This is a genomic window from Pseudomonas sp. B15(2017), assembly GCF_002113215.1.
Classification (GTDB): domain Bacteria; phylum Pseudomonadota; class Gammaproteobacteria; order Pseudomonadales; family Pseudomonadaceae; genus Aquipseudomonas.
The window spans coordinates 155,255-181,762 of record NZ_NEJZ01000003.1 but is presented as its reverse complement, the minus strand read 5'-3'; the positions used below and the strand labels follow the sequence as shown (position 1 = coordinate 181,762).

22 protein-coding genes are annotated in these 26,508 nt (G+C 61.9%); 8 read left to right on the top strand and 14 right to left on the bottom strand.

Going from position 1 to position 26,508, the window contains the following annotated elements; genetic code table 11:
- The 3 genes from CAF73_RS06335 to CAF73_RS06325 are packed head-to-tail and all read left to right on the top strand — an operon-like array spanning position 1 to position 2,774.
- The gene (locus CAF73_RS06335) at positions 1 to 876 is read left to right on the top strand and encodes a metal ABC transporter substrate-binding protein (protein ID WP_085702268.1); all 876 of its coding nucleotides are present in this window, start codon (positions 1 to 3) and stop codon (positions 874 to 876) included.
- Positions 873 to 1,433 (top strand): carbonate dehydratase, encoded by a 561-nt coding sequence (locus CAF73_RS06330; protein WP_011336655.1) that lies wholly within the window; start codon positions 873 to 875, stop codon positions 1,431 to 1,433. The genes CAF73_RS06335 and CAF73_RS06330 overlap by 4 nt, the downstream gene beginning before the upstream one ends.
- 3 nt (positions 1,434 to 1,436) lie before the next feature.
- Positions 1,437 to 2,774 (top strand): dihydroorotase, encoded by a 1,338-nt coding sequence (locus CAF73_RS06325; protein WP_085702267.1) that lies wholly within the window; start codon positions 1,437 to 1,439, stop codon positions 2,772 to 2,774.
- A 45-nt stretch (positions 2,775 to 2,819) separates the two neighbouring features.
- Here the strand turns inward: CAF73_RS06325 and CAF73_RS06320 are convergent, their stop codons facing one another.
- A complete protein-coding gene (locus tag CAF73_RS06320) occupies positions 2,820 to 3,338 on the bottom strand; it encodes a DUF3617 domain-containing protein (protein ID WP_085702266.1) in 519 nt (172 codons plus the stop codon).
- A 146-nt stretch (positions 3,339 to 3,484) separates the two neighbouring features.
- Here CAF73_RS06320 and cls point away from each other — a divergent pair, with 146 nt between their 5' ends.
- Positions 3,485 to 4,924: a cardiolipin synthase gene (cls, locus tag CAF73_RS06315; RefSeq protein WP_085696684.1), complete on the top strand. Its 1,440-nt coding sequence runs from the start codon at positions 3,485 to 3,487 to the stop codon at positions 4,922 to 4,924.
- 2 nt (positions 4,925 to 4,926) lie between these two features.
- On the opposite strand, the gene cfaB is transcribed toward cls, so the two are convergent.
- The 5 genes from cfaB to hflK (CAF73_RS06290) all read right to left on the bottom strand — a co-directional run bounded on the left by cfaB (position 4,927) and on the right by hflK (CAF73_RS06290) (position 12,240).
- Positions 4,927 to 6,114 (bottom strand): C17 cyclopropane fatty acid synthase CfaB, encoded by a 1,188-nt coding sequence (cfaB, locus tag CAF73_RS06310; RefSeq protein ID WP_085702265.1) that lies wholly within the window; start codon positions 6,112 to 6,114, stop codon positions 4,927 to 4,929.
- Positions 6,115 to 6,291: 177 nt separating this feature from the next.
- Complete coding sequence (locus tag CAF73_RS06305) at positions 6,292 to 8,199, bottom strand: heavy metal translocating P-type ATPase (protein WP_085702264.1); 1,908 nt, start codon at positions 8,197 to 8,199, stop codon at positions 6,292 to 6,294.
- Entirely contained in the window at positions 8,196 to 9,254 is a 1,059-nt protein-coding gene (gene hflK / locus CAF73_RS06300; protein ID WP_085702263.1) for a protease modulator HflK, read from the bottom strand. Before hflK (CAF73_RS06300) ends, CAF73_RS06305 begins: the two co-directional genes overlap by 4 nt.
- Positions 9,251 to 10,297 carry a protease modulator HflC gene (hflC, locus tag CAF73_RS06295; RefSeq protein WP_085702262.1) on the bottom strand — a complete coding sequence of 349 codons (1,047 nt, stop codon included), beginning with the start codon at positions 10,295 to 10,297 and terminating at the stop codon, positions 9,251 to 9,253. The genes hflK (CAF73_RS06300) and hflC overlap by 4 nt, the downstream gene beginning before the upstream one ends.
- Positions 10,294 to 12,240 carry a protease modulator HflK gene (gene hflK, locus CAF73_RS06290; protein WP_085702261.1) on the bottom strand — a complete coding sequence of 649 codons (1,947 nt, stop codon included), beginning with the start codon at positions 12,238 to 12,240 and terminating at the stop codon, positions 10,294 to 10,296. The genes hflC and hflK (CAF73_RS06290) overlap by 4 nt, the downstream gene beginning before the upstream one ends.
- Positions 12,241 to 12,450: 210 nt before the next feature.
- Here hflK (CAF73_RS06290) and lpdA point away from each other — a divergent pair, with 210 nt between their 5' ends.
- Positions 12,451 to 13,851, top strand: coding sequence for a dihydrolipoyl dehydrogenase (lpdA, locus tag CAF73_RS06285; RefSeq protein WP_085702260.1), 1,401 nt, complete (start codon positions 12,451 to 12,453; stop codon positions 13,849 to 13,851).
- A gap of 37 nt (positions 13,852 to 13,888) precedes the next feature.
- Here lpdA and CAF73_RS06280 read toward each other — a convergent pair whose 3' ends face one another.
- On the bottom strand, positions 13,889 to 14,362 hold the full coding sequence (locus CAF73_RS06280) for an Lrp/AsnC family transcriptional regulator (protein ID WP_007954205.1): 474 nt from the start codon (positions 14,360 to 14,362) through the stop codon (positions 13,889 to 13,891).
- A 144-nt stretch (positions 14,363 to 14,506) separates the two neighbouring features.
- On the opposite strand from CAF73_RS06280, the gene CAF73_RS06275 reads away from it, so the two are divergent.
- Entirely contained in the window at positions 14,507 to 15,136 is a 630-nt protein-coding gene (locus tag CAF73_RS06275; protein WP_085696670.1) for a LysE family translocator, read from the top strand.
- Here CAF73_RS06275 and CAF73_RS06270 read toward each other — a convergent pair.
- The 7 genes from CAF73_RS06270 to CAF73_RS06240 are packed head-to-tail and all read right to left on the bottom strand — an operon-like array spanning position 15,133 to position 24,198.
- The gene (locus tag CAF73_RS06270) at positions 15,133 to 17,271 is read right to left on the bottom strand and encodes a hypothetical protein (RefSeq protein ID WP_085702259.1); all 2,139 of its coding nucleotides are present in this window, start codon (positions 17,269 to 17,271) and stop codon (positions 15,133 to 15,135) included. The genes CAF73_RS06275 and CAF73_RS06270 overlap by 4 nt on opposite strands.
- Entirely contained in the window at positions 17,258 to 18,448 is a 1,191-nt protein-coding gene (locus CAF73_RS06265) for a DUF3142 domain-containing protein (protein WP_085702258.1), read from the bottom strand. The genes CAF73_RS06270 and CAF73_RS06265 overlap by 14 nt, the downstream gene beginning before the upstream one ends.
- 48 nt (positions 18,449 to 18,496) lie before the next feature.
- Positions 18,497 to 19,315 carry a class I SAM-dependent methyltransferase gene (locus tag CAF73_RS06260; protein ID WP_085696665.1) on the bottom strand — a complete coding sequence of 273 codons (819 nt, stop codon included), beginning with the start codon at positions 19,313 to 19,315 and terminating at the stop codon, positions 18,497 to 18,499.
- A complete protein-coding gene (locus tag CAF73_RS06255) occupies positions 19,309 to 20,463 on the bottom strand; it encodes an acyltransferase (RefSeq protein WP_085696663.1) in 1,155 nt (384 codons plus the stop codon). The genes CAF73_RS06260 and CAF73_RS06255 overlap by 7 nt, the downstream gene beginning before the upstream one ends.
- Positions 20,460 to 21,356: a bifunctional 2-polyprenyl-6-hydroxyphenol methylase/3-demethylubiquinol 3-O-methyltransferase UbiG gene (locus CAF73_RS06250; protein WP_085702257.1), complete on the bottom strand. Its 897-nt coding sequence runs from the start codon at positions 21,354 to 21,356 to the stop codon at positions 20,460 to 20,462. Before CAF73_RS06250 ends, CAF73_RS06255 begins: the two co-directional genes overlap by 4 nt.
- Positions 21,353 to 22,657 (bottom strand): glycosyltransferase, encoded by a 1,305-nt coding sequence (locus tag CAF73_RS06245; protein WP_085702256.1) that lies wholly within the window; start codon positions 22,655 to 22,657, stop codon positions 21,353 to 21,355. Before CAF73_RS06245 ends, CAF73_RS06250 begins: the two co-directional genes overlap by 4 nt.
- On the bottom strand, positions 22,651 to 24,198 hold the full coding sequence (locus CAF73_RS06240) for a glycosyltransferase (RefSeq protein WP_234206175.1): 1,548 nt from the start codon (positions 24,196 to 24,198) through the stop codon (positions 22,651 to 22,653). Before CAF73_RS06240 ends, CAF73_RS06245 begins: the two co-directional genes overlap by 7 nt.
- A 426-nt stretch (positions 24,199 to 24,624) precedes the next feature.
- Here CAF73_RS06240 and CAF73_RS06235 point away from each other — a divergent pair, with 426 nt between their 5' ends.
- A complete protein-coding gene (locus tag CAF73_RS06235; RefSeq protein WP_085696656.1) occupies positions 24,625 to 25,539 on the top strand; it encodes a GDP-mannose 4,6-dehydratase in 915 nt (304 codons plus the stop codon).
- Entirely contained in the window at positions 25,536 to 26,507 is a 972-nt protein-coding gene (gmd, locus tag CAF73_RS06230; protein WP_007954189.1) for a GDP-mannose 4,6-dehydratase, read from the top strand. Before CAF73_RS06235 ends, gmd begins: the two co-directional genes overlap by 4 nt.
- Position 26,508 lies beyond the last annotated feature (1 nt).

Below are 26,508 nucleotides of genomic sequence, written 5' to 3'. Positions count from 1 at the left end.
ATGCGCGCTCTACTCGTGCTGTTCAGCCTGATGCTGTCGATGTCGTTATCGGCGGCGGAAAAACTGCCGGTGGTCACCAGTTTCAGCATCCTTGCCGACATGGTGCATCAGGTCGGCGGTGAGCATATCCAGATCACCGACATGGTCGGCCCTGACGCTGATGCCCACACTTACGAACCCACTCCGGATGACGCCAAGGCCCTGCTCAAGGCGAAACTGATCGTCAAGAACGGGCTGGGTTTCGAGCCTTGGCTGGATCGGCTGGTCGCCAGCACCAACACAAGAGCCCCAGTGATCAGTGCCAGTCGCGGCGTGATTCCGCGCTCGCTGGATGAGGACGGCGAAACCGTCCCCGACCCTCACGCCTGGCACAACCTGGCAAACGCCGAGCTGTACGTTGCCAACATTACCAAGGCGCTGATCGCTGCTGATCCGGCCAACAAAGCCGACTACGAGCGCAACAGCCAGGCCTACCTGAAACAGATCTACGCCCTCCTCGCCCAAGCAAAAACCAAGCTCGGTTCGCTGCCGCCGGGCAACCGCAAGATCGTCACCAGCCATGACGCCTTCGGTTATCTCGGTCAGGCCTACGGCATCGACTTCATGGCGCCACAAGGACTGTCCACCGAACGCGAACCTTCTGCTGCCGAAGTCGCCGCGCTGATCACCCAGATCCGCCAGGCCAAGGTCAAAGCGGTGTTCATGGAAAACATCAAGGACGCGCGCCTGCTGAAACAGATCGCCGACGAAAGCGGCGCACACATCGGCGGCACGCTGTACTCCGACGCCCTCGCCGCCAACGGTCCGGCCAGTACCTTCACCGGGCTGTTCGAATACAACCTCAACACTCTCTACCAAGCCCTGAGCCAGCCATGATCCGAAAAAATCCTTCCGGTGATTTGCCGCAGATTGCCGAGTCTGCCTACGTCGATAAAACCGCGATCATCTGCGGCAAAGTGGTGATCGGCGAAAACGTTTTCGTCGGCCCTTACGCGGTGATCCGCGCTGATGAAGTGGACGCCACGGGCGAGATGGAACCGATCACCATCGGCGCCAATTCGAACATCCAGGACGGCGTGGTGATCCACTCCAAATCCGGCGCAGCGGTGACCATCGGCGAATTCAGCTCCATCGCCCACCGTTCGATCGTGCATGGCCCGTGCACGGTCGGCGACCGCGTTTTCATCGGCTTCAACAGCGTGCTGTTCAACTGCGTGGTCGGTAACGGTTGCGTGGTGCGGCACAACTCGGTGGTCGACGGCCGGGACCTGCCGGACGCGTTCTATGTGCCCTCCACCACCCGCATCGGTCCGGGTACCGACCTCTCGCAATTCCCGCCGGTGAGCGTCAGCGCCTCCGAGTTTTCCGAAGACGTGGCGCGTACCAACGTCGACCTGGTGCGCGGCTACAAAGCCCTGCAGAACGAGTTCTGAATCATGAGCAGTGTGTTGATTCGCAATGCGCGGCTGGTGAACGAAGGTCGTCAGTTCGACGCCGATCTGTTGGTCAGCAACGGGCGCATCATCAAGATCGCCGGCAGCATCGAAGGTGAAAACGCGACCCGTGAAATCGACGCCAACGGCCAATGGTTGCTGCCGGGCATGATTGACGACCAGGTGCATTTTCGCGAGCCGGGTGCACCGGCCAAGGGCAGCATCCACACCGAATCCCGTGCTGCCGTGGTTGGGGGCATCACCAGTTTCATGGACATGCCCAACACCAACCCTGCCACGCTGACCCTTGAAGCGCTGGCCGACAAAAAGCGCCGGGCAGCGATCACCTCGGTGGCCAACTACGGTTTTCACTTCGGTGTCAGTCACGACAATCTGGACACCGTCGCGGCGCTCAATCCCTGTGAAGTGGCCGGTGTGAAAGTGTTCATGGGCGCGTCCACCGGCAACATGCTGGTGGACGACCCGAACACCCTCGAGCGCCTGTTCGCGCAAGTGCCGACGATTCTGCTGGCCCACTGTGAACACACGCCGAGCATCGAAGTGAATGCCGGGAATCTGCGTGAGCGCTACGGCAATCATTTGCCAGCCGATGCCCACGCGCTGATCCGCAATGCGGATACCTGCTTTCGTTCGTCGTCTCTGGCAGTGGATCTGGCGAAACGTCACGGCACTCGTCTGCACGTCCTGCACCTGACCACGGCCCGCGAACTGGCGTTGTTCGAAGACAAGCCGCTGTCGCAAAAACGCATCACCGCCGAAGTCTGCCTGCACCATCTACTGTTCGATGACCGTGACTATCCGACCCTCGGCAACCTGATCAAATGCAATCCGGCGATCAAGTCCCAAAGCGATCGCGACGCCCTGCGCCAGGCACTGCTAAGCAATCGGCTGGACGTGATCGGCAGCGATCATGCGCCGCACACCTGGGCGGAAAAACAGCAAGCGTATGAACAGGCGCCGTCCGGGCTGCCACTGGTGCAACACGCGCTGCCGGCGTTGTTGGAACTGGTGGCGGATGGCGTGCTGCCGATCAGCACACTGGTGGCCAAGACCAGTCACCGGGTGGCGGATCTGTTTGCCATTCCGGATCGCGGTTATTTGCGTGAGGGGTATTGGGCGGATCTGGTGTTGGTGCAACCGGAGCCCAAGGGTGTCGCGGTGTCACGCCAGCCGGTTCTGTCGCAATGCGGCTGGACGCCGTTCGCTCAGCGCAGCTTTCGGCATCGGGTCAGCACGACGGTGGTATCGGGGCAGATTGCGTGGCATGACCATCGGATCCATGACAACTGTCAGGGATTGCCGCTGCGGTTCATGCGCTGAAAAAAACCGCCTCCACTCGATGTGGAGGCGGTTTCGACAGTGACGTTACGCTCTCGGTTTGACCGTACCGCAATCCTGACCCAGCCAGACTGCCCGGGTTTCCAGACTGCCCTTCTGGTTGATCCCGATGGCGTTGAAAGTACCGTTGGCGACGGTGGTGAACTCGCGGTCACTGAGGAACGTCGCAACACCGGTGCCTTGGGCTTTCGGGCAACTGAAGCGGAATTTCCACTGGTTGCCGACACGCTCGGTGATCTGCTGCTTGCAGCCCGACTGTGGATCCGCCAGTGGAATATCGTTGGTCGCCACCTGCTGCGGCGTCAGACAGGCGCGAATGCCCTTGCCGCCGATGTTGATCCCCTGCTTCTCCAGTTCAGCCCGTTGTTGCGGAGTGATCTGGCCCTGAATCTTGCCGAGGATCGACTGCACATCCATCACCTGATCATCGACCTTCACATTGCTCGACGTCATTTCCCACAACCCCGGCTGCAGCATTTGCGCCTGAGCAACCACCGGCAAGGCCAAACCCAGGCCCAGCGCCAAACCCAGCAGACGAACGTTCATTGAAAAACTCCTGATCAGTAGTGGCCGTTAGACGCCGGCCGCCTGTTTCGGTTCATGGCGGACACTGGCGACTTGAAAACAAATAGCGACAATCGCCCTGGAACATGGTCTGTTAAGCATTGAATCTTCAGGAGCAAGGTTGCCCCATGGATTATTTCGGACCGCACATCTTCGGTTACCTGATCGCCCTGATACACACCCTCGGCTCGATCGCTGCGATCCATGCCGTATTGACCGTACGCACGGCACAAGGCTCGATTGCCTGGGCGCTGTCGCTGATCTTCATTCCCTACCTCACCCTCATCCCGTATCTGGTGTTCGGCCGCAGCACCTTCGATGGCTACATCAAGGCCCGCCGCCAGGCCAACGAACAGATGCGCCAGGCGATTTCCGAACTCAACTGGCGGCCGTGGGTGGAAGAAGCCCTGACCGCCCGCGCCTCGAATGCGTATGACTCGTTGCGGGCGATGCCGAAACTGGGGCGCATGCCGTGCCTGGCCAACAATGAAGTGCGATTGCTGATCAACGGTGCCGCCACCTTCGAGGCGATTTTCCACGCAATCGACCAGGCGCGGGAAGCCGTGCTGATCCAGTTTTTTATCATTCACGACGATCGACTCGGTCAGCGCCTGCGTGACCTGTTGCTGAAAAAAGCGGCCGAAGGCGTGGTGATCCATTTGCTCTATGACCGCATCGGCAGCCACGCCCTGCCCCACAGCTACGTGCAGGCGCTGCGCGATGGCGGCGTCGAGGTCAAAGCATTCGCCACCCGCGGCGGCTGGCTCAATCGTTTCCAGGTGAATTTCCGCAACCACCGCAAGATCGTGGTGGTCGACGGGCTGATCGGGTTTGTCGGCGGCCACAACGTTGGCGACGAGTACATGGGTGAAAAACCACCGCTGGCACCGTGGCGCGATACCCACGTCCAGGTGCGCGGCCCGGTGGTCGCGTGCATGCAGGAGTCATTTGCCGAAGACTGGTTCTGGGCCGCGCGGTCATTGCCGCCGCTGATCCTGCCGGACGCCTACCCGGAGGACGGCGTACTTTGCCAATTACTCGCCAGTGGCCCGGCGGATGCCTACGAAACCTGCTCGCTGTTCTTCGTCGAAGCCATCCACGCCGCCACCGAGCGCGTGTGGATCACCAGCCCCTACTTCATTCCCGACGAAGCCGTGTTCGCCGCATTACGCCTCGCGGTATTGCGCGGGGTCGATGTGCGTCTGCTGCTGCCTTCGCGTCCCGACCACCGCATCGTCTACGCCGCATCCAGCCTGTACGCGTTCGAAGCGGTGCGCGCCGGCGTGCGGGTATTCCGCTATGAACCGGGATTCCTGCATCAAAAAGTGGTGTTGATCGACAGCGAAATCAGCGCCATCGGCAGCGCCAATCTGGACAACCGCTCGTTCCGGCTGAATTTCGAAGTGATGCTGCTGACCGTCGACAGCGAATTCGCCGCCAGCGTGGAACAGATGCTCAATGACGACTTCGCCCAAGCCTACGAGGTCGCCAAAGAAGAAAGCCGGGAGATCCATCGCCTGCAACAGGTCGGCATGCGGATCGCCCGGCTGATTTCACCGATTCTCTAGGTTCAAGGGTTGTAGATGTCGTCCCTGGTCCACGGCAGTTCATGGCTGCCGTCGGCATGGGCTTTCACGGCGAGAATCTGGTGCAGGTTGATCCAGCCGCGAGCGAATGCGTAAGCGCAGCCCGCCAGGTACAGACGCCAGATACGGAGCGCCTGCTCCGGCACCAGTTTCGCGGCGGCTTCAAGATTGTCCTCCAGCCGTTCGCTCCAGTGGTCCAGGGTGCGCGCGTAATGCAGGCGCAGACTTTCGACGTCGACAATCTCCAGACCCGCTTCGCTGATCTCGGCCGAGATCATCGCCAGGTGCGGCAGCTCGCCGTTGGGGAACACGTACTTCTCGATGAAATCCCCGGCACCGCGCCCCACCGGACGGCCATCGGTGTGCTTGGCGGTGATGCCGTGGTTCATCACCAGACCGCCCTCTTTCACCGCGCCGAACAGGGTTTTGCAGTATTCGGCGAGGTTGGCGTGGCCGACGTGTTCGAACATGCCGACGCTGACCACTTTGTCGAAACGCCCGTCCTGAGGCAGATCGCGGTAGTCAAGCAGCTGCAGTTCGACCTGGTCTTCCAGGCCTTCAACCTTGACCCGCTCACGAGCCAGCGCCAGTTGTTCCTTGCTCAGGGTGATACCGAAGACCTTGGCGCCGAACTCACGGGCGGCGTAACGCGCCAGACCGCCCCAGCCGCAACCGACGTCCAGCAGGTAATCACCCGGCTGCAAACGCAGCTTGCGACACAGGTGCCGGAACTTGGCCTGTTGCGCCTGCTCAAGGGTTTCGCTGCCGGTTTCGAAATACGCGCAGGAATACGCCATGTCGCTGTCCAGCCACAGCTGGTAGAACGCGTTGGACAGATCGTAGTGATAGGAGATGGCCTTGGCGTCGGTTTCCTTGTCGTGGAGCGTGCGCACCGGGTGACTGTCTTCGTCTTCATCGAGCAGCGCGGAGCTCAACTCATCGCACACCCGGATGACCTCGCTGATCGACCCTTCCAGTTCAAGTTTGCCCTCGACAAACGCCGCCCCCAGCGCGTCGAGGCTTGGATGGGTCAACTGGGACACCATCAACGGGTCCTTGACCACGATGGTGACGCTGGGCGTCGGGCCCAGATTGAATTCATGGCCGTCCCAGAGTCGCAGGCGAAGCGGAAGCTGCAGATTCTGTAAGGCCGGTGGAAGTTGCGCGAGCATGGAATATCCCCCTGGTTTCAGACGTCTGATCTGAGGGTAGACCATCCTTGAAAATTAGCAGGCTATCGATCTGATAGTCGCCGACTATCAGCCACAGCGGCTGTCACCGCGCGGTCATCCGTGTTTCAGTGCGCCTTCTCAAATGACTGCGAGAGCGGCGCACAGTTCGAAAAATGATCAGTCCGACGCTTTCAGTTTCAGCAGCGGCTCCTGAAAACGCAGCAGCCGGCCAGCATTGCCCAGCACCAGCAGCGTGCTCAGGTTGTGCAGCAATGCAGCGATCATCGCGCCCGCCGCACCGAGCCAGCCGAAGGCCGCGAATACCACGATGGCCAGCGTCCAGCCCAGACCGATGATCACGTTCACCTGCAAGGTTTTCCGGCACTGACGACTCAGGCGCACACAGGTGCCAAGCCGACGCAGGTCACTGCCGATCAGCACGATGTCGGCTGACGCCAACGCAATGTCCGCGCCGCCCGCGCCCATCGCCACCCCGACGACACCTGCTTTGAGCGCCAGCGAATCGTTGATCCCGTCGCCGACCACCATCGGCCGGAAGCCGTTATCGATTTCCTTGAGCACTCGGTTGAGTTTGTCTTCGGGCAACGCCTGGGCTTCTACTTCATGCAGGCCGACGTCCTTGGCCAGGGTTTGCGCAACGCTCTGCCGGTCACCGGTTAACAACAGTTGCCTCCCTAGCCCGAGGTCACGCAGCTCGCTCAACGCAAATCGCGCTTCCGGTTTGACGGTGTCGGCCAGCAACAGCCAGGCGAGAAATTCGCCATTCAATGCCAATCCGGCAAGCGGGCCATCGTGTTCGGGGATCGCGGTGGTCGGGATGCCCAACTGCGCAAACAGCTCCGGGCGCCCGAGTGCGGCCTCGCCTTGCGCGGTTTTGGCCACTACGCCCAACCCCTGCCGCTCATGAATATCGGTCAGCACCAACACCTCTTCCGCGCTGACCAGTCCGGCCAGGGCGCGGCTGACAGGATGGCTGCTCGCCGCGCCCAGGCTCGCGGCCAGTGCCATTACCGATCCGTGATCCGCTCGCGGGCTGCTGATCGACTGCAAGCGCAGCGTGCCGTAAGTCAGGGTGCCGGTCTTGTCGACGACCAGCGAAGTGAGATCGGCCAATTCCTCCAGGAACGCCGAACTGCGGATCAGAATCCCGTGCCGAGCGGCTACCGCCACTCCGGCAATCGCCGTGGCCGGCGCCGACAACACCAGCGCGCAAGGGCATGCCGCCACCAGCACCGCGAGCATCGCCTGTGCATCGTTGGTGATGAACCAGGTGACTGCCGCAAGCAACAACACCAGCACCATGTAACTGCCGGCATAGCGTTCGAGCAAACGGGTGATCGGCGGCTTGGAGCGTTCGGCGTTTTGCATCAGCGCGATGACCTTGCCGAGAGTCGACTCATCCCCGGTACGGGTCACTTCAATTCGCAGCAACCCGTCGAGGTTGATCGCGCCGCCGAACACTGCCATGCCGACAACCGCCTCCACCGGCACCGACTCACCGGTGATCGACGCCGTATCGAGGCTGGCCTGACCGGACACCACCCGACCGTCCGCCGGCACGCGATCGCCGGCGCGCACTTCAACTTTGTCGCCAGCCTTGAGCGCACCATTGTCGACTTCGATGACCGAGCCGTCCGCCTGCACCTTGCGCGCATGGCTGCGCGTCAGTTGGCCGAGGGCATGAATCGCTTCCTGGGAGCCGATCACACTGCGCTCTTCCAGCACATGGCCGAAGATCATGATGACCGGCAACAGCGCAGCGGTGAGCAGATCGCCCGTGGCCCAGGCCCCGATCATCGCCAGGGCGATCAATTGATCAGTGATGCCGTGCAGGCTCGGATAACGCAGGCTGAACCACGCAGAACGCATCACCGGCACCGCGACCAATAAAGAAGCAAATCCGAGCAACAACTGACTGACGCCGGTCTGTTCCGGCATCAACCAGCGCCAGATCAGTCCAAGACCAAGCAAGCCGAGGGCGAGCATCGCCAGGGTCAACTGGCGCGCGGCGCGGCGTTGTTCGGCCGAAGACAACAGGCTCGGAGCGGAGGTGGTGGCAGTCATTGGCTGGCTCCCTGAATGATCAGGCGTGAATCGTCTTTCGGATCGACCGTGGTCACCGAACCGGCCTGGCCGAGAATCTTTGGCATCCGCTCGCGGTACAGACGCAACAGCATTTGTGGGTCAGTGCCCTGCTGTTGCGCCTTGGCCAGACTCAGCACCGTCGCCGTGTCGGCGGAGGCTTTGGCCAGGCGCTCACCGGCCTGGGCGTGGGCGACTTGCAGCGTGCGGTCGGCCTGTTCGTTGGCAGACTGGGTCAGCTTTTCAGCGTCCGTGCGGGCATTGGCGACCGCCTTGTCGGCTTGCTGGCTGGCGGTGAGGACGGCGTTGAAAGCACTCACCGCCGGCTCCGGCAGGCTCGATTGCACATCGACCCGCGCCACTTCGATGCCGATGCCCTGACCGCTCGCCTTCAACTCGGCGAGACGTCGGTTGATGCCTTGCACCAGATCACCGCGCAACCGTTCGCGACGTTCGGCGGCCTGATTATCAGCACCGATCAACTCGGGCCGCGCCACCAGAATCGTGTCCAGATCCCGCGCAGCCGTCAGCGCAACCGCGCTTCGCGTCACCACTCGATCCAGTGCCGGCAAAACATGCTCGCCTTGCAGCACAAAGTCATAGGGATCGGTGACCTTGTAGAACACCCGCACATCCAGCTGCACAACGCCGGCATCACCGGTGAGCAGATAACCGGAACCGGCCAGCGCGTCACTCAGCGGTGTGGCGAAGGTGGCGACGCGATCCGCCCGCACGGCCTGATCACTGCGCAGCAGATTTTCCACCCGTCGCTCAATGACCCGATCCGCCGCCGGTAACAAAACCACCTGTTCAAACGGCTGCGGCCACGCCAATAGCAACCCGGCATTCTGAATGCGATCCAGCGCTCCGAAATGCAAAACCATCGCGCGATTTTGCGGGTCAATCTGCCGCACATTGGAAAATGCCCAGGCCAACGCCGCGAGCACGGTTACTGCGTACAGGGCGAAAAACGCCAGACGTCCCGCTTGAATCCAAGGACTGTTCAGCGAATGTGTTCCACGTGGAACTTCATTCATGGCTGCGTTCCGCTTTTGCTGTCGAGATTGGGCGGACCGTCGACCAACACCCGGAATGGCGCGGCGTCGGTGCGCAGGATCAGCTTGGTGTCTGGCGAAACGATGGTGCCCAGGGTGTCCAGTGAACGCAGCAAGTTGTACAGCTGCGGTGAACCGGCGTAAGCACGTCCGTAAATCTGCGCCGCTTCCACTCGCGATTGGGCTTCGATATCGGCGGCTTTCACCGTGGCATCGGCTTGCACGATTCGCGCATCGCGTTCGGCGGAGGAGCGGATTTGCGCCGCTTCACGCTTGCCGACGGCGGTGCGTTCGGTGGCGATGGTTTCACGCTCGGCACGCATCCGGTCAACCGTTGCATTCAAGGTCACCGATGGCAATGTCAGACGTTCGATGCCCACCTGCACCACGCGCACCCCGTAAGTGGCGAGCAGTTGCTGATCGATTTGCTGACGCAGCTGCGCTTCAAAATCGGCGATGCGAACCTGACTGGCATCGGTGTTCACCAGATTGGCCAGATCGAAACTGCTGGCCGTGGTTTCCAGCGCCGAGCCGACAAACGTCCGAATCTGCCGCGCCGCTTCGTCCGGCTGGTTCTGCACGGCGCGCATGAAGCGCTGCACGTTGTCGGGGTCGCCTTGTACCTGCCAGGCGACGTACGCCTGAACGATGATGCGCAAACCATCGCGGGTGCCGACGTCCTGCAAGCCGCTGGAGGTCGTGCGCAAACGCAGGTCTACCGGAATCGCCGCTTCGAACGGTGCCGGCCAGCGCCAACTCAGACCCGGTTCCAGCAACACGCGGGACGGGTTGCCAAACCGCGTGATGACCGTGGCTTCACCGGAGCGCACTTGCACCAGGCTTGCCGCCGCGATGGCAAAGGCCACCAGTAACGCTGCCCAACCCATGCGTTTCCAGGGAAAAGGCCCCGCCTCTTCCGGCGCGCCGTGGTGATGGTGATGATGCCCGTGATGGTGATGACCGCCGCCATGAGCATGATCGTGGCCGCTGTGGTCATGGTGATCGTGAGTGTGCGACTGGCTCAATGGGTGGCTCCTGGCTGAGCGGTGGTGCGCGCCGGGTCTGCCGGCAGCGTGAACGTACGCAGATCGATGGTCGGCGCATTACTGCTGCCGCCCAGGCGATGGTCGAGTACCAACAGTTTGGCTTTGCTCAAACCCTGGCTGAGTTGGCTGAGGTATTGCTCCAGCACGAAGGCTTGGCCGGCGCTGGCGTAGGCCTTTTGTTCGGCGCTGAATTTCAGGTCCGCCGCCCGGGCGGTGGCATTGATTTCGTGGGCGTTGGCAGTGGCCTGATCCCGAGCGAGACTGGCCTGCAATTGCGCCTGGTTACTCGCTTCGGCTGCGGCGCCGCGCTCGCGGGAGATCAATGCCTGAGCGCCGATCTGTGCCGCTTGCACGCTGTGATAGGCATTGGCCGCCCCTGCCGGCGGGTGAATCGCTTCGACCACCGTGGCGAGAATTTCCACGCCGCTGTCGAGTTTCTGCAGATCGCCTTGCACGGCGCGGCCGATTTCTTCGGCGAGCCCGGTCCTGTCCTCGCCAAGCAATCCGTCGAGAGTACGCGAGGCAAAGTCATGCACCAGAATCCGGCTGGCGGTGCTGCGGATCAGCGTCGGCACATCGGCGCTGTTGTAGGTGGCGGCAAGCGCGGCTTGATCGCTCAGGCCGATGCGGTAGACGAAGCGCACATCCATGTTGACGATCTGAAAGCTCTGCTGATCGCCACGGCTGCTGGCGATAACCTGAGACTTGTCGTTGACGTGGCTGGCGTCCCACAAACGATTCGCGGTGAGAGGCGCCGGCCCTTCTGCCGGGTCCAACTGCGCGGGCGTCGGGTTCTCGCCGACGCTGGTCGCCAGTTCGTGCACAACACCATTTTCAACATTCAGCACGCGCCCCAGCGGCCAGGGTAAACCGGCGTGCAAACCCGGACCGAAAACCTGCACCGGTTTGCCGAAGCGCTCGTAGATGCCACGGCTTTGCAGCGGAATTTCGTGAAGGCCGGTGAGCAGCCAACCGACCGCTGCCACCAGCAGCAACACCGGTAAGAAAGCGCGACGCATGTAACTGAAGGCCCAGATCTGACGCAGATCGATGCCGAAACGGTTGTGCAATTCGTGCTGCAATGCGAGCAACGGTTGTGGCGGCCAGCGCAGCAAATCGGCGACGAAACTGCGCGCCAGCAATGCCGGTTCGAGTTGTTCGCGGCGCGGGCTGAACAGCGACAGCAGCGCACGCAGCAGTAATTCCAGGGCAACCAGTCCCGGCAGAATGCCGATCAACACTGCCAGACGCACCGGCCAGATTGCACTCTCACTGGCGAAAAGCAGGCACAACGCGCCCAACACCAGACTGATGATCGCCACTCGCGTCAGTTGCGCCAGCGCTCCGGCCTCGGGCCATTGCGCCGGGTTTTCCTGCGCCAGTTGCCGCTCCAGCACCAGCAGAGCGAATGCCAGCAGCAAAGCGATGGCCGCGCCAACCGTGGCAGACAAGCCCACAACCGCCGCCGGCAACGCCAGATTCCATATTTGCTCGATGCTCAACAGCACCAGCACCGACCACCCGCCCAACCACAATGTGGCCGCGCCAATCTGCCTGAGCAGGTGCAGACTGCGCTGGCTCATGCGATCCAGCAGGCGCTCGTACCAGCCTTCCGGCGCTGGTTCCTCAGCAGCCGTCACCGGCACGACGGGATTGATCACCCGCGCCCGCCAGCGCGTCACCCACCACGCCGATTGCAACCCGGCCACCAGCACCAGCAACGCCGCGCTCTGATTGACCAGCAATGCGGGCCACAGCGATTGCGGCGCAAACAGGCCGACGAAAAATGCCAGCCCCCATCCCGCCCCGGCCAACACGCCCAGACCGATCGCCAGGCGACGCAAACGCCGGCCCTGCGTCGCCGCTTGCTGAAAGCGCGGCATCGCGGTCACCGGCGTGCCTTCATCCAGATCGACTTGCATATCCCCCCAAAACCCTTGGCTTTCCACACATATCGTTACGATATAACGAAAGTCGTGAAATATTTGTACTCATTTGCGCCATTCAAAGATGCGCAACCTGTCGCTTGCCTGAAGCCTTGACCGAAATGTCTGGAAACGCACATATTACGTTCGTAATTTTCAGTGCGAACTACTTTTACCGATCCGCATCCTTAAGCCAGGAGTGAGAGCATGAGCAACTATGACGTGGTGATTCTGGGCGGCGGCCCCGGCGGTTATAACGCAGCGATCCGCGCCGGCCAGCTGGGCCTCAAGGCCGCGTGTGTCGAGGGCCGCGCCACGCTGGGTGGCACCTGCCTGAACGTCGGCTGCATGCCGTCAAAGGCGCTTTTGCACGCGTCCGAGATGTACGAAGCGGCACAGGGTGCGGAGTTCGCCAACCTCGGCATCGAGGTCAAACCCACGCTCAACCTTGCGCAAATGATGAAGCAGAAAGACGAAAGCGTGAGCGGCCTGACCAAAGGCATCGAATTTCTGTTCCGCAAAAACAAAGTCGACTGGATCAAGGGCTGGGGCCATATCGACGGCCCCGGAAAAGTCAGCGTGACCGGCGATCAGGGCAGCCGGATCGAGCTCACCGCCAAGGACATCGTCATCGCCACCGGCTCCGAGCCCACTCCCCTGCCCGGTGTGGAGATCGACAATAAGCGCATCCTCGACTCAACCGGCGCGCTGTCCCTGAATGAAGTACCCAAACATCTGGTAGTGATCGGCGCGGGCGTGATCGGCCTCGAACTTGGCTCGGTCTGGCGCCGGCTCGGCGCGCAGGTAACCGTGGTGGAATACTTGGACCGCATCTGCCCCGGCGTCGACGGCGAAGCCGGCAAAACCCTGCAACGCTCGCTGAGCAAACAGGGCATCAGCTTCAAGCTGAGCTCGAAAGTGACCAGCGCCACCTCCTCGGCCACTGGCGTACAGCTCAGTGTCGAACCCGCCGCTGGCGGCAGCGCGGAAATCCTCGAAGCCGATTACGTGCTGGTGGCCATTGGTCGGCGTCCGTACACCCAGGGCCTGGGCCTGGAAAATGTCGGCCTGAGCACCGACAAACGCGGCATGCTCGCCAATAAACAGCATCGCACCGAAGCACCCGGCGTGTGGGTGATTGGCGACGTGACGTCCGGGCCGATGCTCGCGCACAAGGCCGAAGACGAAGCCATGGCCTGCATCGAGCAGATCGTCGGCAAGGCCGGCGAGGTCAATTACGACCTGATCCCCAACGTGATCTACACCCGCCCGGAACTGGCCAGCGTCGGCAAGACCGAAGAGCAGCTGAAGGCCGAAGGCCGGGCGTACAAGGTCGGCAAATTCCCGTTCACCGCCAACAGCCGGGCGAAGATCAATCACGAGACCGAGGGCTTTGCCAAGGTCATCGCCGATGAGCGCACCGACGAAGTCCTCGGCGTGCATCTGGTCGGGCCGAGCGTCAGTGAAATGATCGGTGAGTTCTGCGTGGCCATGGAATTCAGCGCCTCGGCCGAAGACATCGCGCTGACCTGTCACCCGCATCCAACCCGCTCCGAAGCGTTGCGTCAGGCGGCAATGAATGTCGAGGGGATGGCGACGCAGATGTAAGCACTGTGCGAATACTTCCCGCGCAATGCGGGAAGTATCAGGACGGCAGATGCCCCAGCGGTAACGCGCCGGGCGTCTTCACTGTGTGGATCGCAAAATTGCTGCGGATATCGCTCACCCCCGGCAGCTTCAACAGACATCCGGTGAGGAAGCGGTCATAAGCGCGCAGGTCCGGCACCACCACTTGCAGCAGAAAGTCTGATTCTCCGGACACCAGGAACGCCGAAATCACCTCCGGCAACGCCGTCACCGCCCGGTGGAACGCCTCAGCCTGTTCATCGTTGTGGCGCTCGACCTTGACCCCGACAAACACCGTCAGCCCCAACCCCACTTCATCACGATCCAGATTGGCCTGATAACCGCGAATGACTCCGGCCTCTTCGAGCATGCGCACCCGGCGCAGGCACGGCGATGCCGACAGACCGATTTCATCAGCCAACTGCACATTGCTAAGGCGCCCGTCCCGTTGCAGCGCGGCGAGAATCTTGCGGTCGAAGGCATCCAGTTTCATGGTTGGCAGATCCTGATGGTTTAGGCGGTGAAAGTGTGCAGATTATGCCAATTCATCCGCCCTTAGAAGCTGATTACGCAACCACCTGCCCTGCCCTTCGGCCCTAGACTGAGGCGACCGAATCGACAACGAGAGGGGTGCGACATGGCGAGTCTCTGGCTGTTTTTCCTGGCGTTGGGGGTGGTCTATCTGCTGCCCGGCCCGGACATGATCCTGCTGTTGCAGACCGGCGCCCGCCAGGGACGCGGCGCAGCGCTGGCCACAGCGATGGGCCTGGCGATTGCCCGAGGTTGCCACGTCGCGTTGGCGGCGTTGGGTTTGGCGGCGCTGTTCAAGGCGGCGCCGTGGACGTTCGATGCCGTGCGGATCGCCGGGGCGGCGTACTTGCTGTGGATCGGCGTTCAATGTCTGCGCACCACGCTGTTGCCGGATCTGAACGCCGACACCGTAACGGACAGTCATGCGCAGTGGTACGCAGCCATCCGTCGCGGCCTGCTGACCAATCTGCTCAACCCGAAAGCGTTGCTGTTCTGTTCGGTGCTGCTGCCGCAATTTATCGTGGCGAATGGCGCACCGGTGCTGACGCAGTTTGCGCTGCTCGGCGCGATCCTGGTGGGCGCAGGTCTGCTGTTCGACAGCGCCTACGCCCTGACCGGCGCCGCGCTGGGCCGCTGGCTGAAACACAGCCCGACAGCCCAGCGAGTGCAACAGTGGCTGTTCGGCAGCCTGTTGATCGGCTTCGCCGTTCGCCTGACGTTTGTCCAGCAGGCTTAAGGTTTGCGGGCCTTGCGTTGGCGGCGAGCAATCAGCAACAACGCCACGGCAGTGAAGGCCACAATCGCGCCGATCTGGACCGGCCACTTGTACGGCCGCAGTGTCGAACGCACCGAATCGGTCACCTGAGTGACGTAGCGTTTGTCGGCGTTTTCGAAGTCCGGATAAGGACATTGATGGCCGAAATCCACGGCCCACGGTACGTACGGCCCTTCGTCGACATAACGTTTGTACAAGGCGCTCTGCTCTTCCAGGCTGCTGTTCCAGCCCGCCGCCGAGCACAATACGGCGGCGAATGCCTGACTGGTGTGCGGCAGATTATCCGCCGCACGACTGGCCAGCGCCGTCGCGACGAACCGATAGTGATAACGCTCATCCGGCTGCGCCTCACTGGCTTTCTGACGTTGCACTTCGGCTTCGCTCACCAGCGGCCCGACTTTGAGCCCGGCATTTTCCAGGCTGTAGTTGCCGCCGAAGGTCGCGTAATCCGGGGCCATTTCGTAGCCCAGAATGTCCATGCCCCACTCACGGGCCGTCCACGCGGCATTGAACAGCGCGCTGGCACGCTTGGTCGGCCACCATGCCGAATCCGCCTTCAGGCGTTGCTCACCATAGAGCCGGGCCTTGTTCTGCAGATCGGCGCTGTCGAAATAGCCGACCGCCTCTTCATAACGCCCCTCACGCAGCAACCGCCGCCCCAGCAGATTGCGCAGGCTTGCGGCCACCGGCAGCGGCACGTAATTGTCGCGATCCTGCTGGCTCAGCGCGGGCGGTGCCGGAACATTGGTATCGACGTAGTTTTTCAGTTCTTCGACCGTCAGCACCCGCTCGGCCACGGTCGCGGCGTCGAACCAGTAAATATTCCGGCTGCGATACAACTGGTCAAAAGCCTGCAGATACTCGCCACGTTGCAGCGCGAGAATCGCGCTTTCACCCTCGACCCGGCACTTGGGCTGCACGCTTTCGAGATTCCAGTCGGCGGTGCGCCGCTCACCCCAGGATTCGTCCTGCGGGAACGCTTGCGCGGCTTTTGCGTAGGCCGCAGCTGCTGCGTTCCTGTCGCCGTCGCGCACCGCCAGTTTTGCCCGCAACCACCACGCCAGGCCACTGTCGCCAGCGTGTTCGAGGAACGCCTTGGCGCTGGCGTAATCGCCCTGTTGGTAATTCATCGCCGCCAATCGATCAGCGTTGTCGAGGCTGCCGCGCGTGCTCGCTTGCAGGGCCTTGACCAGCTTCTTCTCGTTCGGCGGCTCATCGCCAAACGACCAGCCCATCCGGCTGATGAGCGAGGCGGTCACCAGTTGCTGCACCGCTTCGCCGCGCAGCAATTTCGCCAGCCGGTCTTCGGGCTCCTCGGCCAGCTCGTTCATCAATTGTTTGAGCGAGGTGTAACCGACGTTCGAGCCGTGCAGGTTCTGCGCGGCATAGAGCTTGATGGCATTGTTCCAGTCACCTGCCGTGCGCAGCGCTCGCGCCTCTTCGCCGAGGCTGGCCACGCCGAGTTCCAGCGGATCGCTGAAACCGTCGATGCTCAATTGCCGGGTCTGGCGGAAGGCTTCGATGGCGTTCTCCAAAGCTAGTAGCGCATCCCCGGCTTCGCTGCTCATGGCAAAGAATGCCCGGCCCAGTGAATAAGCCGCCCAAGTGCTGCGCAACGCGCGCTGATCGGCCGGCAGCGCCAGCAACTGACGGAAATACTCGACAGCCAGTTGATGGTCACCGGCGCCGAACGCCACGGCGCCCGCCACATATAGACGCAGTTCCGCCGGCAGGCTCGCGCCCTGCATGTCGACCTGACGCGCATCGGTCAGGCTGCGCAGTCGTTTGACCAGTGCCTGCTGTTCAGGTGTCAGACCGATCTGCTCGGCCTTGTTGCGCACCTCGGCGGGTTCTGGCGCCTCGGCGTAGATGTCATCCGGATTATGGGTGGCGGCGGTGACGTTCTTCAGCCCGGCAATGGTTTTGCCGAGACGACTGATCTCGAACCTGAAGTTGCCCTCCGGCAGTTCCGCCAGCGATTGCCCGCGATCGTCGAGCAGACGCATCGGGAAATCAGGGCCGCAGGCCAGGGCCGATCCCAGCGGCAGGCTGAGACTCAGACAAAGCAGATGGCGGGGCCAGTTACGGGTCAACATGCGAACCTCCTTGATCAATATTTGCGCAGCGTGCCCAACCGATCGCCCGCTGCCCGCCCGCCGGCAATCGGCCGTCGCGCAGGCGGGTGAAGGTAAGCAGATCCGCCGTCTGTTGCAACGTGTAACCGGCGAGCGCATCAGCCCCTTCACAGCCCCGGGCCTTGATGGTGATGCGGGCGGGCCAGGCGCTGTCGAGGTTACCGACGTTACGCAAGGTGATGTCATTCACATCGTTCTGTTCGGTGAACACCAAGCCGAGCTGGCTGTTCAATGCATCGCCTCGGGCGACCGCACGCAGCGTGCTCAGACTCCAGGCTCTGCGGTCGTTGGCCAACGGCAGGCGAAACCAGATCAGACCGGCCAGATGCGCCGGGCGATCCTCGCGTAATACTTTGGCCAACCGGCCCAACTGTTGTGGATCGGCCAGCAATTCGCGTCGCTGGCCGCCACGTTCGAGCGGCACTTCACTTTCCACCACGGTGCTATCGGTATTCGCCAGCAACGCCACGCCGTAGGCCGGCAGCGCCAGATAAAACGGCTTGTTGGTCACCCGCGCCCAGGCCTTGGCCCAGCGCTGCGCCTGCTCGGGATCGAACAGACCGTGACGCGGATCGCTGACGGCGTGCACCTGCAACACGCTGCTGTCGACGGTCGCCAACAGCGCCGGCAATTGCGGGCTGTCGAGCCAGGCGGGCAATGCGGTGATGCTCAGGGGCAGGCTGGCCGGCAATGCGCCGCGCAAGTGGGTGAGGAATTCGATGTAAGCGGGCAGTCGGGCACTGCCGGCGTCATGGTCGATCTCGACGCCGCTCAGGTTCAGCCCCTGCCCTTGCCAGTCGGCAAGTACTTGAAGGATTTGCGCAGTGACCGCTTGCGGGTCGAGCGCCTTGAGCTGGCCGTCGAGACGAATTACTGCGATCAACGGCCGGGCATCGCGTTTCAGCAGTGCGGTATCGATTCGTGCCCGACTCCATCCCGCATTCGGGAAAGCCTGCAGCGCCAATACCCGCAACGTCGAAAAGTCACTGCGACTGTCGTTCAGGGCAGGTTCATGGGCCGGCGTCCATTGCCGTTGCCAGACATAAAGCTGCTGATCGAGCGGCGCTGCGTCCTGCCGTTCACAAGCACACAGCAACAACACAGCCACCACGGCTGAACACCCGATGATAAAGCGCATACCTTGCAGATCCCTGAGACATCAGGCTGCAAGGTTACACAAAAGCGCTCAGGGCTTGCGGGCGATGATGACCTGACTCTTGGCCACCACCGCATCCAGCGCCTGCTTGATCTGCGCGCCGCGCGGCGAGTCCAGCACCGCTTGCCAGGTCTCGGCCCAGTGATTGAGCAGCGGATGATCCGGATTGCTGAATTCGACCTTGGCTTCCCAGAACAGCAACATCCACATCGACCAGTAAAAGCCGTACTGGCTGTGACTGATGATCTCGAGCCCCGCCTCGCTGACCATCGCCTTGAACTGTTCCTCACTGATGATGCGAATGTGGTTGGGCTTCTGGAAATACTCCGGTGCGGCGATGTCCTTTTGCAGGTCCTCGGAGCTGGGGTGCGGCACGCTGAGCAAATACAGCGCGCCCGACTGGCCGACCCGCACCAGTTCGGCAAGGAACTGCGCCGGGTCGTCGACGTGCTCGATGACTTCAGTGGACACCACGCGAGTGGCGGTGCCATCGGCGATCGGCAGCGGATTGCAATCGGTCACATGGCATTCGACGCCACGCGCCGGCGTATCGCTCAGGCGCTTACGGGTCGCTTCGACCTTGGCGCCGTCGATGTCGGCAATGATGATCTTCGCCCCGCGCATGCCGCAGAAATGCACGTTGCCACCGTCTCCGCAGCCAACGTCCAGCAAGGTGTCGTCGGCGGTCACCGGAAAGTCTTTGAACAGCTCACCGGTTTCCTGATTGAACCAGCCGCTGAGCATCGCATCGTGCAGGCCGAGCATATATGGGTCTACCTTGTCGGCGACCGGTGCGACAGCTTGTACGGGGGCCGGAGCCGCCGTGAGTTTTTTCAAAAGGCTCAGCATGAGGTGGCTCCAGAGGACGAGACGACGGTTCGCGAAGTGCCGAGGCGTTTCACCAGCGTGGCGCCTCGATTGCGCATGGGCATTTCGATAAAGCGGTAGTTGAGTTCGCTGAGCAGAACGATCAGGCCACCGGCGATCAGCAGCGTCACGATCGGATGCCCTGCCGGGCTCGGCAGACCGGCGCTCTGCAAACGGAAGGTCATTTCCCGCACCAGTTGATAGGCCGGGATGTGGATCAGGTAAATGCCGTAGGAGCGGCTGCCGATCCATGCCATCAGCCGTTGCAGGCCACCGGCCGGCAACAGGTAATTGCGATCGTACGAGGCGATCCACACCAGCACGGCGCTGAGCACGGCGATAGACCCGATGCGGTAGCCGGCAAAGGTGAAACGGTCGGTAGCCATGAAGCTCAGCAGCGCTCCGAGACCGATCAGCGCGGACAATCCGGCCCACGGCCGACGCAGGAATACGGGCTCCCAACGGCGGTAACCCGGCTGCACGCTCCCTATCGCCAACAGCACACCCAGCGCCAGCGCGTCGGTACGGATCACCATCAGCAGTGGCGTACGCACGGTGAACAATTGCACCGCTACAAGTGCCAGCAATGCCCACACCAGATGCTTGCGGCACAGCAGGATCAATAGCGGAAACAACAGGTAGAACTGCTCCTCCAGCGCCAGACTCCAGTAGACGAAACTGCTGCCGTATTCGTAATGAAAGAACGCATCGGCAAAGCGGAAGTTGGCGTACTGAAGCACGCCTGCCAGGGTGGCCTGAACGTTGGCCGACCATGTGCCGAATGCCCCCGAACGGTTGAGAAACACACACGCCAGCAGCATCAGCGCCAGCCACAGCCAGGCCGACGGCAAGAGGCGAAAGACCCGGCGCAGCCAGAAATTGCGCGTCTGCTCCCAGTATTCCTGGCGATTGCTGCAACCGCGCAGCGCCGGGATCAGGCTGCGGGCGATAACAAACCCGGAGATGGCAAAAAACAGGTCGACGCCCCACCACGGTTGCGCTACGGCATGGATCCTTTCAAGCAGCGGTACCGGGTCGGTGAACAGGCTGCCCTGCAAGTGATGAAACAACACGCCGAGTACCGCGACAGCTCGCAAGACTTCGATGTCCATGATCCGTTTGCCGCTCATGACACACGTCCTGTATCAATCGGTTTGCGGGCGATGATCACCTGACTCTTGGGCATGAACCGGTCGAGCATCTGTTTGATCGCCAATCCATCGGGCTGCGCCAGCAAGTCCTGCCAGGTCCTGGCCCAACTCTCCATCAACGGTGGATACGGTGCCTGGATCCGGTCGCGCACGGCACCGTCGAGGTCACGTCCGGCAGCCCGTTCGCTGGCCCAGAAAAAGATCATACCCATCACCCAGAAAAAACCCGTGGCCTGACGATGCTCGATCACCAGACCGGCATCCTCCACCAGGGCCGCGAAGCGCTCCGGGGTGAAGATCTGCACATGATTGGGTGACTGGTAATAACCCGCCGGAGCGATGCCTTGCTGCAAATGCTCGCCTACCGGTGCCGGCACACTGAGCAGATACAACGCGCCGGGACGGCCCATGCGCACCAGTTCGGCCATGAACGGCTCGGGCTGGTCGATGTGCTCCAGCACTTCCATGCACACGACCTTGCTCGCACAGCCGTCGCTCAACGGCAGTGGCAGACTGTTGCTGACCAGACCGAGGCTGGCCTTGCGGCTCTGCGCTTCGACTTGCCGGGCGAGGTCGCGCACCTTGTCGTGCTCGCTGTCGGTGAAGATCACCGAGGCGCCTTGGCGCACGGCGAACAATGTCGCCACGCCCTCGCCACAACCCACATCGAGCAAAGTGTCGCCGGCATCGATGACAAAGCCCTTGAGCAGCTCGCCACTGTCGCCGTGAAACCAGCCGTCGAGCATGGCATCGCGCAGGCCGACGTCTCGCGGCGAAACACTGGCGGCCAGCGGTTCAGGCGCAGCAACCAGCGAAGAGTCCGGCACCGATCGCGCAACCGGACGCAAACGCCTCAGCAATGCGCGGATCATGTGCCTGTGGCTTCCGTTGCAGCGACAGCGCGAGATTCCTGCACTTGAGCAAGGAAATCACGCAAACGCTGCTCGGCCACCGCCTGACTGCAGAACGCCTGGAGACTGGAAACGGCCTGCGCCGACATTTGCGCATAACGCCCGGGATCGTTCTTCGCCACCTCATAGCTGTTGCGATAGGCCACACAGACCGACGCCCAGTTGGTCATGTAGCGCAATGTGCGGAACGCCTTGCGCGGATCGTGCGGCCAAGCGGTGAGTTCATCGGTGGACTCGACCAGAAACGCGTTGTCGGTGCTCAGGTAATCGATCATTGCCGTGGTGCGCGGCGCCACCGCTGGTTTGCCGCAGGACATGAATTCCATCAGCGGCAGGCACTGGCCCTCGCCGTAGGAAGTGTTCACCACGTATCGGGTGGCCTGCACCAGACGCTCGTAGTCCGCGTCCGCGAGGTAGCCATAAATCAGCACGATGCGGCAGCGGTAGGACTGGTTTTTGTACAGGTGATGAAGAATGTCGCCGAGCGCCTCTTCGGCATCGTGATGCGTGAGCTTGAGCACCAGCGTCGCGTCTTCGATGTCGCGGAACGTCACGCAGAATGCACTGAGCATGTCTTCCCAGTTCTTGCGTCCGTCACCGGGATTGAACACCGATGTGTAGACGACACCGTCCAGCAGCAGCTCCTGCTCGCGCACCGGCGCCTGGAAATCGATGCCCTCGCCACGGCGCAAGTGTTTCGGGCCGAACGCGTCGAGATTGAGCTGACGACTGTCGGCGACCAAACCCTTGATCGTCAGTCGAACCGGTCCTGTCGAGGGCTGCCCCTGAGGCTGCGTGCCGCGGGCCGCGAAGCGATCCCACACCGGCGCCGGCACCGCGACAATCGGGTAATCGGCACCCATGGCTTCGCGCACCGCATTGACCGTGTAGCTGGAATGAGTGATCGCCGCACCACAGGCCTGGAGCACCATGCGCCAGTCATTGCGCGGCTCGTTGTCGAAGGGTTCGTTGGGAATGGTGCTGAATTCCCAGGCGAATACCGGCAGCGTCGGGCATGCCAGATGAGTCGGCGTGCGGTGCGGCGGCGAGAACGACAGAAACACGCACGGCTCGCCACGGGACAGGCATTCCAGATACAGCGCATCGACTTCGCGCACCGGGTCGACGACTTCCACCACACGCCCAAGGCGTTCGAGCACCGGTCGGTATTCCTTGAGCACGAAGTAATAGCTGTACTCCGACCGCCCCAGGTTCTGCGCGATGGTGTGCTGGTTGGTTTCCGAGTGAATGATGATCAGCATGAGGCGTTATCCGTCACGGGGGCGGCATCGGCAGCCAGCGGCACGAGACCGAAAAAGTCCGCCATGCGCCGTTGCACCGGAGCGAACGCGCAGTAGTCGTGCATGCGTTCGACAGCAGCGGCGGACATGCGCGCGTAATCCTGCGGCTGCGACTTGGCCATCCGGTAACTGTTCTCATAGGCGCGTTTGAGCGAAGCCCAGTCGGGCCGATAGCGCAGGGTGCGGTAGATGATTCGGGTGTCCTGGGGCCAGATCGTCAGCTCTTCGCTGGACTGCACGACGAAGGCCACCGTGTCGTCGATGTAGTCTTCCATCGCCGTATGGTCCGGGGCGATCACCGGTTTGCCGCTGGACATGAACTCCATCAGCGGCAGGCACAAGCCCTCACAACGTGAGGCGTTGACGTAAAAACTGGCAGCCCGGTAAAGCCGCGCGTATTGCTCGTCGTCCAGATAACCGTGCATCACCAGCACCCGGCAGGCGAACGGTGTCAATTGCGCGAGCAAGGTCATCAGTTCGCTGTAGTAGGACGCCAGATCGTTCTGGGTAATCTTCAGCACCAGGGTCGCGTCAGGCGTTTCGCGAAAGGCCCAGCAGAACGCGGTGATCAGATGGTGCCAGTTCTTGCGGCCGTCTTTGGGGTTGAACACAGTGACATAGACCACGCCTTCCACCGCAGCCTCGACTACCGAAGAGGTATCCGGCAAATCCAGCGGAGGTGGCTCGGCCACAGCCACCGCATGCGGCGCGGCGATGGCCGGGAAACGTTTTTCAAGCCAGGCGTGTGCGCTGTCCGACAGCAGATCCTGCACACCTTCCCAGTACCAGTTGTGCAGGTATTTCACCCGTTCTTCACCCGCGTCCAGCATCCACAGGCGCAGATAATGACGGGCAATGACCAGGCGCCGTTTGACCGTCAGCGGTGGCGGGCGCAGAGCCTCGATTTCAGCCAGTTGCTCGGCAGTCAGCGGTTTTGGCAGCAAGTCATCGGCAGACAGTCCCAGCGTGCGGCTGTCGAAAATGCAGCCCTTGATTGCCAGGGTCGCGCCGGTATTGATCGGCGCACTGGCAGGCTGCTCACGAATGGCGGCGAAGTTTTCCCACAAGGGTGTCGGCAGCACGAGTACCGGAAAGTCTTCGCCCATGGCGCGGCGGATCGCGCGGGCGGTATGGCTCGACAGCGTAATCACCCGTCCCTGTCGTGCGAGCATCTGCGTCCAGTCGTGACGCGGATCGTCATCCCACGACTCATCAGGGATTGAATCGAACTCCCATGCGATCACGCAGATCGTCGGACATTCAAGGTCGGTCGGCGTATTTTGTGGAGGCGTGAAGGACAGGAAAACGCTGCTTTCCCCGGCGCCGAGCAGTGTTCGATAGAGTGGATCGACCTCGGTGCGGCTGGACACCACATGCACCCGCCCCAGGCTTTCCAGCACCGGGCGATAGGCCTTGAGCACAAAGTAGTAGCTGTATTCGGGACGCCCGAGACTCTGGCTGATGGAGCGGTCGTTGACATCCGAGTAGAGAATGAAATTCATGGCATCCCACGGTGAAACCACCATCCCGGCCGCTTCACGCTATGACGGCCAGGCGTCGGATCGAACCGGTATCAGCGGTGTTCGTCCTGCGTCATCGGGCACGTCTCTGTTCTTGTTTTAATGTTCGGTTTTACCCTGTCGCACGATCCTTGCGAAATGCCGCAGGAGATCGCGCCGAGGGGCATTCTAAACACATCCCCCAAGGATTCGGGAACCGCCCGGCGAGAAAAACCCGACTACTCTGACGAGAACTGACCAGTCACGATTTGCCCGGTTGAAATTGCTGCGCAATTGGCACAGATTGGCAACCAAACAAATACAACAACGACTTCACCCGTCTTCTGACATGGTTTTTCTCTTGGTCTGACAGACATCCCCTTAAAGCCTGTGGGAAGAGGTGAAAGTTAAAGACCGAGGGGTCGCTGTTTGAAAAAGAGTCTGTTCATCACGGGCCTCAGCGGGTTCGTAGGACAACACATCCAGTCACGTCTGCATGGGGAAGACGCGTCGTGGCAACTGCTGCCTGCCACCTCTGCCTATGACCTGACAAAACCGGACAGCCTCATCGATCTGTGGCCGCAGCTGCCCGATGCGGTCATTCACCTGGCTGGCCAGACCTTTGTCCCCGAAGCTTTCCGCGACCCGGCACGTACGATCGACATCAACCTGCTCGGCACCCTGAACCTGTTGCAGGCACTCAAGACCCGTGGCTTCAAGGGCACGTTCCTGTATGTCAGCTCGGGCGACGTCTACGGCCAGGTTGAAGAAGCCGCACTGCCGATCACCGAACAACAACCGCCCTGCCCGCGCAATCCTTATGCCGTGAGCAAGCTGTCGGCCGAATTCCTCAGCCTGCAATGGGGACTGAGCGAAGGCTGGCCGGTGCTGGTGGCGCGTCCGTTCAACCACATCGGCACCGGGCAGAAGGACAGCTTCGTCATCGCCAGCGCCGCGCGGCAGATCAATCGCATCAAGCAAGGGCTGCAGGCACCGCAGCTGGAAGTCGGTGACATCGATGTCACCCGCGACTTCCTTGATGTCGGCGACGTGGTCTCGGCCTATTTCGCGCTGCTGGAAAAAGGCACGCCGGGGCAGGTCTACAACATTTGCTCCGGACATGAGCAAAGCATCCGCAGCCTCATCGAACAGCTGGGCGATCTGGCCGAGGTCGAGTTGCAACTGGTTCAGGATCCGGCACGCATGCGCCGCGCCGATCAGCGTCGCGTCTGCGGCAGCCATCAACGGCTGGCCCGGACCACAGGATGGACGCCGCAAATCACTACACAACAATCCCTGCGGGCGATCCTGTCCGACTGGGAGACGCGAGTACGACAAGAATGACAAAAAGTGCATTGATCACAGGGATCACCGGCCAGGACGGCGCCTATCTGGCCAGACTGCTGCTCGACAAGGGCTACAAGGTTCACGGCCTGGTGGCACGGCGCAGCAGCGACTCACGCTGGCGCCTGCGCGAGATGGGCGTTGAAGCCGATATCGTTTACCTGGACGGCGACATGGCCGACGCCTGCTCGGTGCAGCGTGCGGTGATCAAATCGGCACCGGACGAGGTGTACAACCTGGCGGCCCAGAGCTTCGTCGCTGCCTCCTGGGATCAACCGGTGACCACCGGCATCGTCGATGGCCTGGGCGTGACTCACCTGCTCGAAGCGATCCGTCAGTTCAGTCCGCACACGCGTTTTTATCAGGCATCCACCAGCGAGATGTTTGGCCTGATCCAGGCCGAGCAGCAGGACGAAAACACCCCGTTCTACCCGCGCAGCCCTTACGGCGTGGCCAAACTCTACGGCCACTGGATCACCGTCAACTACCGCGAAAGTTTCAATCTGCACGCCAGCAGCGGCATCCTGTTCAACCATGAATCGCCACTGCGCGGCATCGAATTCGTGACCCGCAAGGTCACCGACGCGGCCGCCCGCATCAAGCAGGGCAAACAGCAGGAGCTGGCCCTGGGCAACATCGACGCCAAGCGCGACTGGGGCTTCGCCGGTGACTACGTCGAGGCCATGTGGCTGATGCTGCAACAGGACAAGCCTGACGATTTCGTGGTCGCCACCGGCGTCACCACCACCGTGCGCGAGATGTGCCGCATCGCTTTCGATCACGTCGGCCTCAACTACCGCGACTACGTGAAGATCGACCCGGCGTTCTTCCGCCCGGCCGAAGTCGAAGTGCTGCTCGGCAACCCGGCCAAGGCCCAGCGCGTGCTCGGCTGGAAACCCAAGACCGACCTCGACACCCTGATCCGCATGATGATGGATGCGGACATGAAACGCGTCGCCAAGGAGTAGG

Bases quoted from the DNA above. Each gene is read 5' to 3' on its own strand.
- CAF73_RS06335 (WP_085702268.1), top strand. From the start codon at position 1: ATGCGCGCTCTACTCGTGCTGTTCAGCCTGATGCTGTCGATGTCGTTA.
- CAF73_RS06330 (WP_011336655.1), top strand. From the start codon at position 873: ATGATCCGAAAAAATCCTTCCGGTGATTTGCCGCAGATTGCCGAGTCT.
- CAF73_RS06325 (WP_085702267.1), top strand. From the start codon at position 1,437: ATGAGCAGTGTGTTGATTCGCAATGCGCGGCTGGTGAACGAAGGTCGT.
- CAF73_RS06320 (WP_085702266.1), bottom strand. From the start codon at position 3,338: ATGAACGTTCGTCTGCTGGGTTTGGCGCTGGGCCTGGGTTTGGCCTTG.
- cls (WP_085696684.1), top strand. From the start codon at position 3,485: ATGGATTATTTCGGACCGCACATCTTCGGTTACCTGATCGCCCTGATA.
- cfaB (WP_085702265.1), bottom strand. From the start codon at position 6,114: ATGCTCGCGCAACTTCCACCGGCCTTACAGAATCTGCAGCTTCCGCTT.
- CAF73_RS06305 (WP_085702264.1), bottom strand. From the start codon at position 8,199: ATGACTGCCACCACCTCCGCTCCGAGCCTGTTGTCTTCGGCCGAACAA.
- hflK (WP_085702263.1), bottom strand. From the start codon at position 9,254: ATGAATGAAGTTCCACGTGGAACACATTCGCTGAACAGTCCTTGGATT.
- hflK (WP_085702261.1), bottom strand. From the start codon at position 12,240: ATGCAAGTCGATCTGGATGAAGGCACGCCGGTGACCGCGATGCCGCGC.
- lpdA (WP_085702260.1), top strand. From the start codon at position 12,451: ATGAGCAACTATGACGTGGTGATTCTGGGCGGCGGCCCCGGCGGTTAT.
- CAF73_RS06280 (WP_007954205.1), bottom strand. From the start codon at position 14,362: ATGAAACTGGATGCCTTCGACCGCAAGATTCTCGCCGCGCTGCAACGG.
- CAF73_RS06275 (WP_085696670.1), top strand. From the start codon at position 14,507: ATGGCGAGTCTCTGGCTGTTTTTCCTGGCGTTGGGGGTGGTCTATCTG.
- CAF73_RS06270 (WP_085702259.1), bottom strand. From the start codon at position 17,271: ATGTTGACCCGTAACTGGCCCCGCCATCTGCTTTGTCTGAGTCTCAGC.
- CAF73_RS06265 (WP_085702258.1), bottom strand. From the start codon at position 18,448: ATGCGCTTTATCATCGGGTGTTCAGCCGTGGTGGCTGTGTTGTTGCTG.
- CAF73_RS06260 (WP_085696665.1), bottom strand. From the start codon at position 19,315: ATGCTGAGCCTTTTGAAAAAACTCACGGCGGCTCCGGCCCCCGTACAA.
- CAF73_RS06255 (WP_085696663.1), bottom strand. From the start codon at position 20,463: ATGAGCGGCAAACGGATCATGGACATCGAAGTCTTGCGAGCTGTCGCG.
- CAF73_RS06250 (WP_085702257.1), bottom strand. From the start codon at position 21,356: ATGATCCGCGCATTGCTGAGGCGTTTGCGTCCGGTTGCGCGATCGGTG.
- CAF73_RS06245 (WP_085702256.1), bottom strand. From the start codon at position 22,657: ATGCTGATCATCATTCACTCGGAAACCAACCAGCACACCATCGCGCAG.
- CAF73_RS06240 (WP_234206175.1), bottom strand. From the start codon at position 24,198: ATGAATTTCATTCTCTACTCGGATGTCAACGACCGCTCCATCAGCCAG.
- gmd (WP_007954189.1), top strand. From the start codon at position 25,536: ATGACAAAAAGTGCATTGATCACAGGGATCACCGGCCAGGACGGCGCC.